Raw genomic sequence first — 13,317 nt, 5'->3', positions numbered from 1 at the left:
GCCGACAGAGGAGGGGCCATGCCCGAGGCAGTCATCGTCGCAACCGCGCGTTCCCCGATCGGACGAGCCTTCAAGGGTTCGCTGAAGGAGATCAGGCCCGACGACCTGACCGTGCAGATGATCCAGGCGGCGCTGGCCAAAGTGCCCCAGCTCGACCCGTCCTCGATCGAGGACATCATGTTGGGATGCGGCCTGCCGGGAGGCGAGCAGGGCTTCAACATGGCCCGGGTGGTGGCGGTGATGCTGGGGCTCGACGACGTGCCCGGCACCACCGTGACCCGCTACTGCTCCTCGTCGCTGCAGACCACCAGGATGGCCTTCCACGCGATCAAGGCGGGCGAGGGCGACGTGTTCGTCTCGGCCGGGGTCGAGACCGTGTCCCGGTTCGTCAAGGGCAACTCCGACTCCCTGCCCGAGACACACAACCCCGTCTTCCTGGACGCGGGCGCCCGGACCAAGGCGTTCGGCGAGGGCGGCCGCACCTGGCACGACCCGCGCGCGGACGACGCCGTCCCCGACGTCTACATCGCCATGGGGCAGACGGCCGAGAACGTGGCCCAGCTCAAGGGCGTCTCCCGCCAGGAGCAGGACGAGTTCGGCGTACGGTCGCAGAATCTGGCCGAGAAGGCGCTGGCCGACGGGTTCTGGCAGAAGGACATCACGCCGGCGACCCTGCCCGACGGCACCGTGGTGAGCAAGGACGACGGGCCCAGGGCGGGCACCACGTACGAGAAGGTCGCCTCGCTCGCCCCCGTCTTCCGCCCCGACGGCACGGTCACGGCGGGCAACTGCTGCGCGCTGAACGACGGGGCCGCGGCCGTCGTCATCATGAGCGACGTCAAGGCCGCCGAGCTGGGCATCACGCCGCTGGCCAGGATCGTCTCCACCGGTGTCACCGGGCTGTCGCCCGAGATCATGGGGCTGGGGCCGGTCGAGGCGTCGAAGATGGCGCTGTCGCGAGCCGGCATGGCGATCGACGACGTCGACCTGGTGGAGATCAACGAGGCGTTCGCCGCCCAGGTGATCCCCTCCTACCGGGAGCTCGGCATCGACCTCGACCGGCTCAACGTCAACGGCGGGGCGATCGCGGTCGGGCACCCGTTCGGGATGACCGGCGCGCGGATCACCTCGACGCTGATCAACAGCCTGCAGCACCACGACAAGAGCATCGGCCTGGAGACGATGTGCGTGGGCGGCGGCCAGGGCATGGCGATGGTGCTCGAGCGCCTGAGCTGAGGCACGGCGCGCGGCCGGGGCGCTGGAACGCGACCCGGCCGCCGGCCGGTCAGCCGTGGCGGTCGGGGCCGGCGTGCACCGGCGTGAGGCGCATGATGACGCGGCGGTCCCTGACCATGGCCGCGCGGTAGTCGTCCCAGTCGGGGTGCTCGCCGGAGATGTCGCGGTAGTACGTGACCAGCGCCTCCATCGCCTCCGGCAGCGAGATGATCTCGGCAGTGCCGTCGACCTGGATCCAGTCGCCGAAGAACCCGTCGGTGAAGACGCACAGCGACACCTGGGGGTCGCGGCGGGCGTTGCGCACCTTGGCCGCGGTCTCCCTGGTGCTGATGACGATGTGACCGTCCTGCACCCCTGCCGTGACCGGCGACATCTGCGGGCGCCCGTCGCGATGCCGGGTCAGCAGGACCGCACGGTGGTTGTCGCGGAGAAAGCCGAGGGCCTTGTCGATTTCCATGCCCTCATGATGACGCGGTCGATGCCCCGATGATGACGGCCCCCAAGATGACGCGCCCGTGCCTGCGGCACGGGCGCGGGGGCGGTTGGGCTTAGATGAAGCCCATACGGTTACGGCGGTGCCGCTCGTGCTCGTGGACGATGGCGGCGGCGTAGCCGTGGGTCAGCCCGTGCTCGTCGGCGAGCCAGTTGGCCCGCTCGTCACACCTCAGGAACGACGGGCCGTTGTCGATGGCTTGAAACCACTCGGGGAGTTCGCGTCCCGTGATCGTTGGGACCCTTGCTATCAGCTTCGTCTGCGTCTCCATTGAGTGGTTCAAGGACATGGGCACCTCCGCGGATTAAGGTCCTTTGCTTGACACTGCAACACGGACGTGCGAATGGCAAGCCCTGAACCAGGCATCATTTCGTGACGGCGGGTAGATCTTCGATCGCACAGCGAAAGGGGCCCCGCCGTCACGGCGAGGCCCCTTGTGAGCGCGAGCGCTGAGGGTCAGTCGCTACTGCTGAAGTAGCTGATGAACCGCAGCACCTCCAGGTAGATCCAGACCAGGCTCAGCGTCAGCCCGAACGCGCACTGCCAGGCGAACTTGTCGGGAGCCCCCTGCTTGACGCCCTGCTCGATCGAGTCGAAGTCGAGCAGGAGGAAGAAGCAGCCGATCAGGATCATCACGACGCTGAAGATCCAGCCGATCGGGCTGTCGGTACGCAGGCCGAGACCGCCGTCGACGAAGAAGCCGACGAGCAGGTTGACCAGGATCAGCCCGAGCGCGGCGATCGCGGCGGCGACCGTGAACTTCACCAGTTTGGGGGTGACCCGCACGATGCGCAGCGAGTAGACGGTCAGCACCGCGCCGAAGGCGAACGCCGTACCGAGGACCGCCTGCATCACGATGCCGCTGATCATCCCCTCGAAGACGGCGCTGATCTTGCCGAGGAAGACGCCCTCGAAGGCGGCGTAGCCCAGGATGAGCGCCGGGTTGGTGCTCATCGTGAACGAGGCGATCAACCCGAGGATCAGCGCGACGACCGCCGCGCCGATGGCGACCATCGGGGGCACGTCGAGAATCCAGGCCGCGGCCGCGGCCACGACGAGGGTGCCCAGGGTCATGAACCCGCGGACCACGACGTCGTCGAGCGTCATGGCCCGGAACGCCGGCCGGGCCGGGGGTGCGTACGACGGGGAGTCGTACATGTTCTGCAAATGCTCGGGGGACGGGCTCGGGCCGGCCCAGCCCGTCGCGGCCTGCTGCCGCGACCTGCTGAATACGGGGTTCTTGCTCTCCATCGCTGCCTCCTGTGACGCCGAGCCTACGATGCGCGGCGGCACCTTGGTCAACTAGACGCTCAGATCGATGTTCATTCGGGACTTCGGCGTCGTTCACAACGAACCGTCCCGCCGCGAAGTTCCCCGCCGCCGTCCCCGGGGAAACCCGCCGGGAGCACGGCGGCCGGGACCGGTCCTGTCGACGCCTGGCGCGTCCGCGCGGCCGGGCGGCGACGTGCGGAGATCGGGCCGGCAGAGGGATCGGGACGGGACCGGGACGGGACCGCGGTGGAGGCGGCGATCGGGCCGGGGCGGGCCGGGGCTCACTAACCCCGTTATCCCGCGCCGAAAAGGGCCGGTTGTAAAGCGTAGTCAACCATTCACGGAAAGAAACTCCGGTGGGACCGGGAGAAAGCAGAAACCGGACAGGTTGTCAATATCGTCGTGCGTACGAAAACAGCTCGGGCGGGTAAACGCGCGCCTACATCAACAGTCAGTGAGCGAGACCTTACCCACCCGTCCGACAGGCCCCTCAGCCCCGGTGGCACCGGCTCTCCACCAGCAGTGACCGCCCGGTGACAGGCCAACTCCATAACAACTCGATATCGGCCGAGAAGGGCCGGGCGGGGCCCGTTCGACGATCGCAGTAAACCTCCAGGTCAGAGACCCAAAGGCAGGGAAGATGGCAAGTGCCCCCGGCGGGATTCGAACCCGCACGTCAACCCTTTTAAGGGGTTTGCCTCTGCCATTGGGCTACGGGGGCGCCGCAATCATACGAAACGGACCATGGTTCAGAGGAGCACAACTTCGCATCAGGCGCCACAACTGTGAAGTCTGCGGTGAAGTGATAGCGCTCCAGGGACTCTGTCCAAGAAGAGTAGACCGTCTAGATGGTCCAGTTGGTGCTGAATGCAACGAGCTTCGAACGCATCCGCTTCGATGGTGACCGCCTCGCCGCTGCCTGGCAAATGCCCATGTACGGTGATACGCGTCGCACGGCGTACGTCGGCCGTGAGCCCCTCGACGGACGCGCACCCCTCCCGGCCCTCGTCCCAGTGGGCCGCGCGCGCGAGCCGTGGATTGGCCAGGACGAGCTCTCCGGCCCAGGACCGGCTTCTAGGGTGGCGACCGGCGTCAAAGGCGATCAGGCGCAGGCTCAGGCCGATCTGGGGGGCGGCCAGCCCCGCCGTCCCCCGTTCCGCGCGCAGGGTGGCCAGGAGGTCCTCCGCGGCGGACACGACCGTGGGCTCGGTCGGGTCCACCGGTTCCGCCACGGCGGACAGGAGGGGGTGCGGGGCGCCGAGCACCGCGCGCACCGTTCCTCCCGGCCCTGTCACAGCAGTTCCGGTTCTACGGGTCTGAAGGTGATGTCGGAGTCGAGGCTCGCCCCCGTGGCCGCCAGCCGGCGCATGAGCGCCGCCACGTCCACGTCCTTGGGCAGCTCGACGTCGGCGATGAGCACGTACAGGCGTCCGCTGAGCCTGGAGCTCATGCCCGTGATGTTGCCGCCGTCGTCGGCCAGCACGGCGCTGATGGCCGAGATGATGCCCGGCCGGTCGGGACCGTGCACGGTCAGCACGTAGCCGAGCCCTCCGCCCTCGTCGCAGAAGTGCCGGCGGGCCTCCACCGCCGAGGTGCTGATCACCAGGTCAGGCGTCCCCAGACGTTTCAGCAACTCGGCGGAGTCCAGCTCGCCCGCCACCAGCAGCATCATCGCGATGTGGCCGCCGAGCAGCGTCATGGTCGAGTCCCGGATGTTCAACCCGCAGTCTGCGAGAGAACCTGTCACTGCGGCGATCACGCCCGGCCGGTCTACGCCGAGCACGGTGACCGCTGAAAGACTCACCCGTGGTACCCCTTCCGCTTGCGCCAGGGGTGCCGAAAAACGCCCCGGCGATGATCGCCGGGGCGCTGCCGTACCTGGGCTAGCGGTGAGTCGTCGCCACCGCGGCCCTGAAGCCCTCGCGCGGGTGCTCCATCTCACCCAGTGAGATCGTCTCTCGCTTGAAGAACAGGGCCAGGGTCCAATCGACGACGACACGGACCTTGCGGTTCAGCGTCGGCACCCGCGACAGATGGTAGGTCCGGTGCATGAACCACGCAGGGAATCCGCGAAGCTTGACGCCATAGACATTGGCGACACCCTGATGCAGGCCCAGACCGGCCACCGATCCGACGTACTTGTGGCGGTATTCGACCAGTTCCTGCCCGCGAAGGTGACGGACGACGTTGTCGGCCAGCACCTTGGCCTGGCGGACCGCGTGCTGGGCGTTGGGGGCGCAGTACTGGCCGGGGTTGGTCACGTCCGGCACCCCGGCGGCGTCGCCCGCCGTGAAGGCGTCCGGCGTGCCCGCCACGGTGAGCATGGCGGTCGCCTTGAGCCGGCCGCGCTCGTCGAGCGGCAGGTCGCTGTCGTTGACCACGGGGCTGGGCTTGACGCCGGCGGTCCACACCAGCGTCTCGGCGTCGAACCGCGAGCCGTCCGACAGCACCACGTGACCGTCCTCGCAGGACTCCAGGCGGGTGCCGAGCTTGACGTCGATGCCGCGCTCGCGCAGCTGCTCCAGGGTCCACTTGCCCATCTCGGGACCGACCTCGGGCAGCACCCGCTCGGTGGCCTCGACGAGCACCCAGCGGATGTCCGCGGGCGTGATGTTGCGGTAGTAGCGGGTGGAGTCCTTGGCCATGTCCTCCAGCTCGGCCAGCGCCTCCACGCCGGCGAACCCGGCTCCGACCACCACGAACGTCAGCGCCCTTCGCCTGACCTCGGGGTCGGTGGTCGACTCCGCCACGTCGAGCAGGTGCAGCACGCGGTTGCGCAGCGCGATGGCCTCGCCCACGGTCTTGAAGCCGATGCCGATGTCGGTGAGCCCGGGGATGGGCAGCGTGCGGGAGATCGAGCCGGCGGCCATCACGATCACGTCGTAGGCCACCTGGCGCGGCTCGCCCTCGGCCGGCTGGAAGGTGACCGTGCGCTCCGCGTGGTCGACCTTGGTCACCGTTCCGTTGAGGATGTGCACCTTGGGCAGGATGCGCCGCAGCGGCGCCACCATGTGGCGCGGCGACAGGTTGCCCGCGGCGGCCTCGGGAAGGAACGGCTGGTAGGTCATGTAGGACTGGGGGTCGATGACGGTGATGCGGACTTCTCCGCCGCGCAGCTCGCGGTGGAGTTTGCGCTGCAGCCGCAGCGCCGTGTAGAGGCCGACGTACCCGCCGCCGACGATCAAAATGTGCTTGTTCATCCTGAGGCCCCATCCCTCGTGGAGTGCTTGTGAAAGCATTCACAAGCATATGTCAGGGGCTCCCCGCGAATCCAATCCAGGCGTGGTGGGACGCGTCACACAGCCAGTGACCTGGCCCTTTCGAAGACGTCGTCCAGCATCTGGGCGGTGACGCGGCCGGTGAAGGTGTTCTGCTGGCTCGGGTGGTAGCAGCCGATCAGGGTGACGGGGCGCCCGTCGTGCCGGATCTCGTGCTCCACCCCGTGGCCGAACGGCGGGCGGGCGCGCGGCAGCTCGTAACCCGCGGCCTTGAGCGCCGGCCACATGGCCTGCCAGGCGTACCCGCCGAGCGCCACGATCACCTTCACGTGCGGGGCGACCAGCTCGACCTCCCTGGCCATCCACGGGAAGCAGGCGGCCTTCTCCTCCGGGGCCGGCTTGTTCGCGGGCGGCGCACAGCGCACGGAGGCCACCACGCGGGTGCCGATGAGGCGCTGGCCGTCGCCCGCGTACGTGCTGGTCTCCTGCGCGGCCAGCCCGGTGCGGTGGAGGGAGGCGAACAGCCAGTCGCCGCTCCTGTCGCCGGTGAAGATCCGCCCCGTCCTGTTGCCCCCGTGGGCGGCCGGCGCCAGGCCGACCAGCAGGATCCCCGGCCGCTCGTCGCCCCATCCGGGAACGGGACGGCCCCAGTACGTCTCGTCCGCGAACGCCCGCCGCTTCACCCGCGCGACCTCCTCGCGCCACTCCACCAGGCGGGGACACGCGCGGCAGACCGACTGCGCGGCCGTGAGCTCGGCGAGGGTGCCGGACCCGGCGGCCAGGCGGCGCACGTCCGCCGGATCGAGCGCCACGGGGGTGTCGGCGGTCGCGGGGTCGTCGGGCCAGCCGGTGCCTGGAGGTACGAAGGTCATGGCATCGATGGTGCCCGATCAGTCGCCCTTCGTTCGCGCGGGCGTCGGGCTGACCGTGGGCGCGGACGACGGGGCGGACGACGGGGCCGCCGACGGGGCGGACGACGGGGTGACCGATCCGCACGCAGGGGCCTTGGGCGCGTCCATGCCCGGCTCCTGCTCCATGGCCGCGTCACCGTCGATCAGGGGCAGCGGGTAGCGGTTGAGCACCGGGTCGCCGCACGACCTGTCCACCTGGTAGCCGTAGTCCTCCGGCTTGGTCGTGAACGGCTTGCCGTCCTGGTCGTAGAGGTAGACGTCGGTCAGCGGGGTGCCGTCCTTGGCGTACGGCCGCAGGTTGTAGACGCCGTCGGAGGAGGCCTGCCGCACATAGACCGGCTCACCCCGGCCGGCGGCGGCGACCGACTCGCTGGGCACGGGCGTCGTGAGGCCCCCCGCCTCCACCATGCCCGCGAACAACGCCAGCGCGGCCACCACGTTCGCGGCCACGGCGAGCAGCACGACCACCCGGCTCCTGGCCCGGCGCCCGAACCAGACCGAGACGAAGATCCCCGCCAGCACGACGGCCCAGTCGCCCGGGTTCATCGGGACCAGGCGCACCTGCGCCGTGAAGGACACGACGACCATGGCCAGCAGGTAGCCGCGCAGCACCCACCAGCCGGGCCGCAGCTCAGGCAGGAAGGCCCTGAAGCCGCTGTAGGGCGCGGAGACCCGGAGCAGGGCTCCGGCCCTGCGTCCCCACGCGCGCGCGGCCGTGCGGCGGCTTCCGCCGCTCTCAGGGCGATCCCCGTACGCGGCCGCCAGCTCCTCCGCGTAGACACCGGGCGGGCCGAGGCGCTCCTCCAGCGGCAGGTCCGACTCCGCCGCGATCTCGCCCAGGTGGTCGTCGAGGTCTTCGAGCAGTTCGTCCCGCTCGGGATGGTCCGCCAGGGCCTCCCGTACGGCCTGCGCGTACTGTTCGGGGGTCATGATCGCTCCTCCTTGAGCAGGGCTGCCATCGTGGCCGAGAAGGAGCCCCAGGTCTTGGCCGAGGTGGCGTACATCTGCCTGCCGACGTCGTTGAGCCCGTAGTACTTGCGGTGCGGCCCCTCGTCGGAGGCCACCACGTATGAGGTCAGGGCGCCCGCCTTGAACAGGCGGCGCAGCGTGCCGTAGACCGAGGCGTCGCCCACCTCGTCGAGCCCGGCCTCCCTGAGCCGGCGCACGACGTCGTAGCCGTAACCGTCACGTTCTTTGAGCACGGCCAGCACGGCCAGGTCGAGCACGCCCTTGAGCAGTTGGCTGCTGTCCACGCGATGCACACTACTGTGCAAAGCGCGGTAGTGGCAACAAGAGAACCGGGTGGCACCGGAGAGGTGCCACCCGGTTCCCGGGCGAACGCTCAGGCGCGCACGGCGCCCGAGGTCAGATCCCGACGACTACGCGGGAGTCGTCGGCTGCGGAGTCGGCGTCGGCGTGGGAGTCGGCGTCGGCGCCGCGAACGCGCACGCGCTGTAGGACTTGACGACGTGGTCGCGGTTGTTCGGGCCGCTGATCGACAGCGTCACCGTGCCGCCCTTGCGGGCGTCGCCGCTCAGCGGGGAGGAGAAGCCGGAGATCGACTTCGACCCGCCGTTACGACCGAAGTAGGTGTCGCCGCTGGTCACCACACTGCCGTTCAGCTTCCACACGTAGCCGACCCGTCCCGCGCCGGTCGAGGTGACGACCGCGGAGGCGTTGACCGTGCAGTTGACGTTGACCACGGTGGCACCGGCGGACACCATGGTCACCGGCTTGGGGTGATCGGGAGCCGAGTCCTTGCACCAGACCTTGTAGTAGGCCCGGTTGGAGTAGGCGCCGTCGCGACCCAGGACCTGCAGCTGGGCGTAGCCGTCACCACTGTGGCGCGGCGAGATGCCGAAGCCGACCCGGCGCGAGTCGCGCACCTTGATCTTGCCGGAGTCGACCACGTCACCGTTGAGCACCCAGCGGTAACGCACCCAGGTCGGGCGGCTGGTCTCGATGCGGCCGACGAAGTCGATCTTGTCGCCGGGGGTGCAGGGGCCGACGTACCGGCTCGGGCTCGCCCACGCGGTGGCCGAGACCGTCCGGTCGAGGTGCGTGCGCACCTTGTCGTCGTCCCGGGGCTGCTCGCACGAGACGGCGAAGCGGCCCTTCTTCGAGGTGAACTTCTTCGGACCGAGGACCTGTACGGCCTCCCAGCCCTTCACGTCCTCCTTGAAGGTGATGGACTGCTTGACCGTCACCGTCTTGGTGCCCTTGCCCTTGAGCCGGACCACCTTGACCTTGCTCTTGGAGCCGTCACCGTGCAGCCAGCGGTAGGCCAGCACGGTCTTGCCCTTGACCGGTACCCTGATCCTGGCCGAGAAGTCGACCTTGACCGGGCAGGAACCGTCGTGAGCACGGGGAGAGGCCTTCGGCGTGGAGACCGAGACCCTGAGCTTCGAGGCGGGCTTGGCCGCCGCCTTGCCCGCGGCCGAGGCCGTGGCGGTGGTAGCGGCCTGCGCCGGACTTGCGACGAGACCCGCGGCCAGGCCGGCCAGCATCGCGGCCGAAGCGCCGAACGCCGCGGCCTTACGTGCTAACCCGACAGACATCATGTGAGAGTGCTCCATTCCTTTGGGGGAAGAGACGCGCTCGGGAACGGTCGTCACGCCGGCGCCTTCCGCGCACAGCGATATGACAAAGCCCCCGTAATGCTCCTTTACTGAAGCACAATACTGATCACACACTCAACAGTGACCGTGAATCAGGAATGTCCGGATTTCTTCAGCTATGTCGCAAGAGACCAGGCGATTCCATCCAGGATGTCGTGTTCACTGACGACCACCTGCGAAAACGCGAAACGACGGACGATCCGGTCAAGAATGAGCGCGCCCGCGCCAATCACGTCGACTCTTCCCGGATGCATCACCGGAATCTCCGCGCGCTCACCATGGGTCATCGCGAGCAGCCGCCGCGTCACGTCGTGCACCTGCTCGGCGGACAGGCGCGAGTGGTGGATCCGCTCGGAGTCGTAGGCCGGCAGGCCGAGCGCGATGCCCGCCACCGTGGTCACCGAGCCCGCCAGGCCGACGAGCGTGTGCGCCCGCCTGACCGGCACCTCCGCCTCCACCCGGTCGAGCGCGGCCTCGATGTCGGCCACCACGGCCTCCAGAGCCGGCGCGGCGGGCGGGTCGCCGGCCTCGCGCAGGTGGCGCTCGGTCAGGCGGACGCAGCCGATGTCCACCGACAGCGCCGACTCGGCGTGCCCCGAGCCGACCACGAACTCCGTGGAGCCGCCGCCGATGTCCACCACGAGGTACGGAGGCAGCGGGCCCTGCGGCAGCTCCGTCTCGGGCGACAGGCGCAGCAGCCCCCTCGTCGCTCCGGTGAACGACAGCTCGGCCTCCTCCGCCCCGGTCACCACCTCGGGCTCCACCCCGAAGATCTTGCGGACGCCGTCCACGAACTCCTGCCGGTTGGCCGCGTCGCGCGTCGCGCTCGTCGCCACCACGCGCGTCGCGGTGGCGCCGTGGCGCTGGATCAGCTCCTGGTAGCCGCGCATGGCCGCGAACGTACGGTCGAGCGCCTCGGGAGCCAGCCGTCCCGTCCTGTCCACGCCCTGGCCGAGGCGGACGATCTCCATCAGCCGCTCGACGTCGGCCAGCTCGTCGTCGCCGACGTCGGCGATGAGCAGGCGGACGGAGTTGGTGCCGCAGTCGACGGCGGCTACACGCATGGTCCCTCACTCCACCAGTCGGGCAGCGCGTCCAGCGCCTCCCTGCCGAACGGGTTGGCCCCGGGCACCGCCAGCTCGTGCGCCACCAGCGCGTGCAGGCACTTGACCCGCTCCGGCATCCCGCCCGTGCTCTGCATGTCGCGCGGAAGAGGGGCCAGGCCCTCCGCCTCGGCCGCCCGGTCGCGCCTGGCCACGTAGTCGTCGTGCGCCGCCCGGTAGGACTCGGCCAGCTCGGGCTCGGTGGCCAGCCTGGCCTGCATCTCCCGCATCAGGCCGGAGCCCTCCAGCGTGCCGATGGCCGAGGCGGCCTTGGGGCAGGTCAGGTAGTAGAGGGTCGGGAAGGGCGAGCCGTCGGGCAGCCGCGGCGCGGTCTCCACCACGTCGGGGTTGCCGCACGGGCAGCGGTGCGCGACCTCGCGCAGCCCTCTCGGCGGGCGCCCGAGCTGCTTCTCGACGACCTCGACGTCCTTACTGTCCAACGCGTTCCTTCCGTGTCGCGGGATTCGTCCGGCGGGCTCATCCGGCCGGCTGCTGGGTGGGCTGTCCGATGGCCGGGCCGGTGGGCTGTTTCGTGGGCTGTTTCGACGGCTGCCCGGTCGGCTGCTTGGCAGGCTGTTTCGAGGGCTGCTTGGCAGGCTGCTTGGCGGGTGCCTCGTCGGACTCCCGCGGCTGCCCTTCGGACGGCCCCGGGGACGGGTCCGTCACGGCCCTGCGCCCCGTGCCCTTGTCGGCCGCCTCCACCGACTCCCACAGCGTCTCGTACCATGGCGGCACCACCGCGGGCTGCTTCACCGCCGCCTGCTGCCTGCCCTGGTCGGGCTCCATCACCACGTAGCACTTCTCGCCTGGCCCGCAGTAGTGGAGCCGTTCCTTGGCCGTCTTCTTGATCCAGTGGGGGTCGTCGCTCTGCCGGTCACGGGCCAGCAGGGCCTGCTTCTCCGCCTCGACCCTGGCCTTCTCCGCCCGCAGCTCGGAGATGCTGCGGCGCAGGCTGATGTACTCGCGCACCGGGTAGGCCAGGCTCATCGCGATCGCGCACACCACGACGGCCAGGATCGCGGCCCGCCCGGTCAGCTGCGGTCTCTTCGCCAAGTTGCTGCACACCCCCTCAAGTGCGGCTCGCGGCCGGGTCAGGGGCGCCGCGAGCCGTACTCGAAACTAGCGCCGAAAACGCGGGAACGCCGCGCGACCCGCGTAGCGGGCGGCGTCATCGAGGAGCTCCTCGATGCGCAGCAGCTGGTTGTACTTAGCCACCCGGTCGGAGCGGGCGGGGGCACCGGTCTTGATCTGGCCGCAGTTGACCGCGACGGCGAGGTCGGCGATCGTCGTGTCCTCGGTCTCGCCGGAACGGTGGCTCATCATGCAGCGGTAGCCGCTGCGGTGGGCCAGGTCGACCGCGTCGAGGGTCTCCGACAGCGTGCCGATCTGGTTGACCTTGACCAGCAGGGCGTTGGCGGTGCCGTCCTTGATGCCGCGCTCAAGCCGCTCGGGGTTGGTCACGAACAGGTCGTCGCCGACGAGCTGGACCTTGTCGCCGAGGGCCTCGGTGATGGCCTTCCAGCCCGCCCAGTCCTCCTCGTCGAGCGGGTCCTCGATCGACACCAGCGGGTAGTTGGCGACCAGGTCGGCGTAGAACTCGATGAGCTCCTGCGCCGACAGGCCCTTGCCGTCGATCGTGTAGACGCCGTCCTTGTGGAACTCGGAGGCGGCCACGTCGAGCGCCAGCGCGACGTCCTCGCCCGGCACGTAGCCGGCCCGCTCGATCGCGACGAGGATCAGGTCGAGCGCGTCGCGGTTGGACGGCAGGTTGGGCGCGAACCCGCCCTCGTCGCCCAGGCCGGTGGCGTAGCCCTTCTCCTTCAGCACGCCCTTGAGCGCGTGGTAGACCTCGGTGCCCACGCGCACGGCCTCGCGGAACGACTCCGCCCCGATCGGCGCGATCATGAACTCCTGGATGTCCACGTTGGTGTCGGCGTGGGCGCCGCCGTTGAGGATGTTCATCATCGGCACGGGCAGCACGTGCGCGTTGGGCCCGCCCACGTAGCGGAAGAGCGGCAGGTCGGCGCTGTCGGCGGCGGCCTTGGCCACGGCCAGGGAGACGCCCAGGATGGCGTTGGCGCCCAGCTTGGCCTTGTTGGGCGTGCGGTCCAGGTCGATCATGATCTGGTCGATGATGCGCTGGTCCTCGGCCTCGACTCCGTTGATCTCCTCGAAGATCTCGTCGGTCACGGCGAGGACGGCCTTCTCCACGCCCTTGCCGCCGTAGCGCTTGCCGCCGTCACGCAGCTCGACCGCCTCGAACTGGCCGGTCGACGCGCCGCTAGGGACGGCCGCGCGGCCGCTGCTGCCGTCGTCGAGCACGACCTCGACCTCGACCGTGGGGTTGCCCCGGGAGTCGAGGATCTCGCGCGCGTATACGACCTCGATGGTAGCCACGGGATGCGCTCCTAAATCGAAAGGTGATATGCCGTCAGAGCCTATCGGTACGGGTCAGTCGCCCGCCGA

At 69.6% G+C, this 13,317-nt stretch carries 15 protein-coding genes and 1 tRNA gene; 1 reads left to right on the top strand and 15 read right to left on the bottom strand.

The features are described from left to right. The first annotated feature begins 18 nt into the window (after positions 1-18). Positions 19-1,236, top strand: coding sequence for an acetyl-CoA C-acetyltransferase (locus OIE67_RS54085; protein ID WP_106240533.1), 1,218 nt, complete (start codon positions 19-21; stop codon positions 1,234-1,236). A 49-nt stretch (positions 1,237-1,285) separates the two neighbouring features. On the opposite strand, the gene OIE67_RS54080 is transcribed toward OIE67_RS54085, so the two are convergent. The 15 genes from OIE67_RS54080 to eno all read right to left on the bottom strand — a co-directional run bounded on the left by OIE67_RS54080 (position 1,286) and on the right by eno (position 13,248). Continuing rightward, complete coding sequence (locus tag OIE67_RS54080; RefSeq protein ID WP_106240532.1) at positions 1,286-1,693, bottom strand: PPOX class F420-dependent oxidoreductase; 408 nt, start codon at positions 1,691-1,693, stop codon at positions 1,286-1,288. Positions 1,694-1,784: 91 nt separating this feature from the next. Further along, positions 1,785-2,018 carry a DUF4287 domain-containing protein gene (locus OIE67_RS54075; RefSeq protein WP_106240529.1) on the bottom strand — a complete coding sequence of 78 codons (234 nt, stop codon included), beginning with the start codon at positions 2,016-2,018 and terminating at the stop codon, positions 1,785-1,787. 167 nt (positions 2,019-2,185) lie between these two features. Continuing rightward, positions 2,186-2,980 (bottom strand): Bax inhibitor-1/YccA family protein, encoded by a 795-nt coding sequence (locus tag OIE67_RS54070; RefSeq protein WP_106240527.1) that lies wholly within the window; start codon positions 2,978-2,980, stop codon positions 2,186-2,188. 669 nt (positions 2,981-3,649) lie between these two features. Continuing rightward, positions 3,650-3,722: transfer RNA gene (locus tag OIE67_RS54065), tRNA-Leu, on the bottom strand. Positions 3,723-3,771: 49 nt separating this feature from the next. Continuing rightward, a complete protein-coding gene (locus OIE67_RS55720) occupies positions 3,772-4,266 on the bottom strand; it encodes a peptide deformylase (RefSeq protein WP_358397553.1) in 495 nt (164 codons plus the stop codon). Between the two features lie 26 nt (positions 4,267-4,292). Beyond that, positions 4,293-4,805, bottom strand: coding sequence for a glycine cleavage system protein R (locus OIE67_RS54060; protein ID WP_106240523.1), 513 nt, complete (start codon positions 4,803-4,805; stop codon positions 4,293-4,295). 79 nt (positions 4,806-4,884) lie between these two features. Continuing rightward, the gene (locus OIE67_RS54055; protein WP_106240520.1) at positions 4,885-6,201 is read right to left on the bottom strand and encodes an NAD(P)/FAD-dependent oxidoreductase; all 1,317 of its coding nucleotides are present in this window, start codon (positions 6,199-6,201) and stop codon (positions 4,885-4,887) included. A 95-nt stretch (positions 6,202-6,296) separates the two neighbouring features. Further along, positions 6,297-7,091, bottom strand: coding sequence for a uracil-DNA glycosylase (locus tag OIE67_RS54050; protein WP_106240518.1), 795 nt, complete (start codon positions 7,089-7,091; stop codon positions 6,297-6,299). A gap of 18 nt (positions 7,092-7,109) precedes the next feature. Beyond that, the gene (locus OIE67_RS54045) at positions 7,110-8,060 is read right to left on the bottom strand and encodes a serine/threonine-protein kinase (RefSeq protein ID WP_326635010.1); all 951 of its coding nucleotides are present in this window, start codon (positions 8,058-8,060) and stop codon (positions 7,110-7,112) included. Beyond that, complete coding sequence (locus OIE67_RS54040) at positions 8,057-8,383, bottom strand: PadR family transcriptional regulator (RefSeq protein WP_106240512.1); 327 nt, start codon at positions 8,381-8,383, stop codon at positions 8,057-8,059. The genes OIE67_RS54045 and OIE67_RS54040 overlap by 4 nt, the downstream gene beginning before the upstream one ends. Before the next feature lie 126 nt (positions 8,384-8,509). Further along, positions 8,510-9,691: a hypothetical protein gene (locus OIE67_RS54035; RefSeq protein WP_326635008.1), complete on the bottom strand. Its 1,182-nt coding sequence runs from the start codon at positions 9,689-9,691 to the stop codon at positions 8,510-8,512. Positions 9,692-9,864: 173 nt separating this feature from the next. After that, positions 9,865-10,812 carry a Ppx/GppA phosphatase family protein gene (locus OIE67_RS54030; protein ID WP_326635006.1) on the bottom strand — a complete coding sequence of 316 codons (948 nt, stop codon included), beginning with the start codon at positions 10,810-10,812 and terminating at the stop codon, positions 9,865-9,867. Beyond that, on the bottom strand, positions 10,803-11,291 hold the full coding sequence (locus OIE67_RS54025) for a DUF501 domain-containing protein (RefSeq protein ID WP_106240505.1): 489 nt from the start codon (positions 11,289-11,291) through the stop codon (positions 10,803-10,805). The genes OIE67_RS54030 and OIE67_RS54025 overlap by 10 nt, the downstream gene beginning before the upstream one ends. Before the next feature lie 37 nt (positions 11,292-11,328). Further along, positions 11,329-11,904 (bottom strand): septum formation initiator family protein, encoded by a 576-nt coding sequence (locus OIE67_RS54020; protein ID WP_326635003.1) that lies wholly within the window; start codon positions 11,902-11,904, stop codon positions 11,329-11,331. A 66-nt stretch (positions 11,905-11,970) separates the two neighbouring features. Beyond that, a complete protein-coding gene (gene eno / locus OIE67_RS54015) occupies positions 11,971-13,248 on the bottom strand; it encodes a phosphopyruvate hydratase (protein ID WP_106240502.1) in 1,278 nt (425 codons plus the stop codon). Positions 13,249-13,317 lie beyond the last annotated feature (69 nt).

It is taken from the genome of Nonomuraea fuscirosea, assembly GCF_035917475.1.
Lineage (GTDB): Bacteria > Actinomycetota > Actinomycetes > Streptosporangiales > Streptosporangiaceae > Nonomuraea > Nonomuraea fuscirosea.
This window is presented reverse-complemented; position numbering and strand designations above follow the sequence as displayed.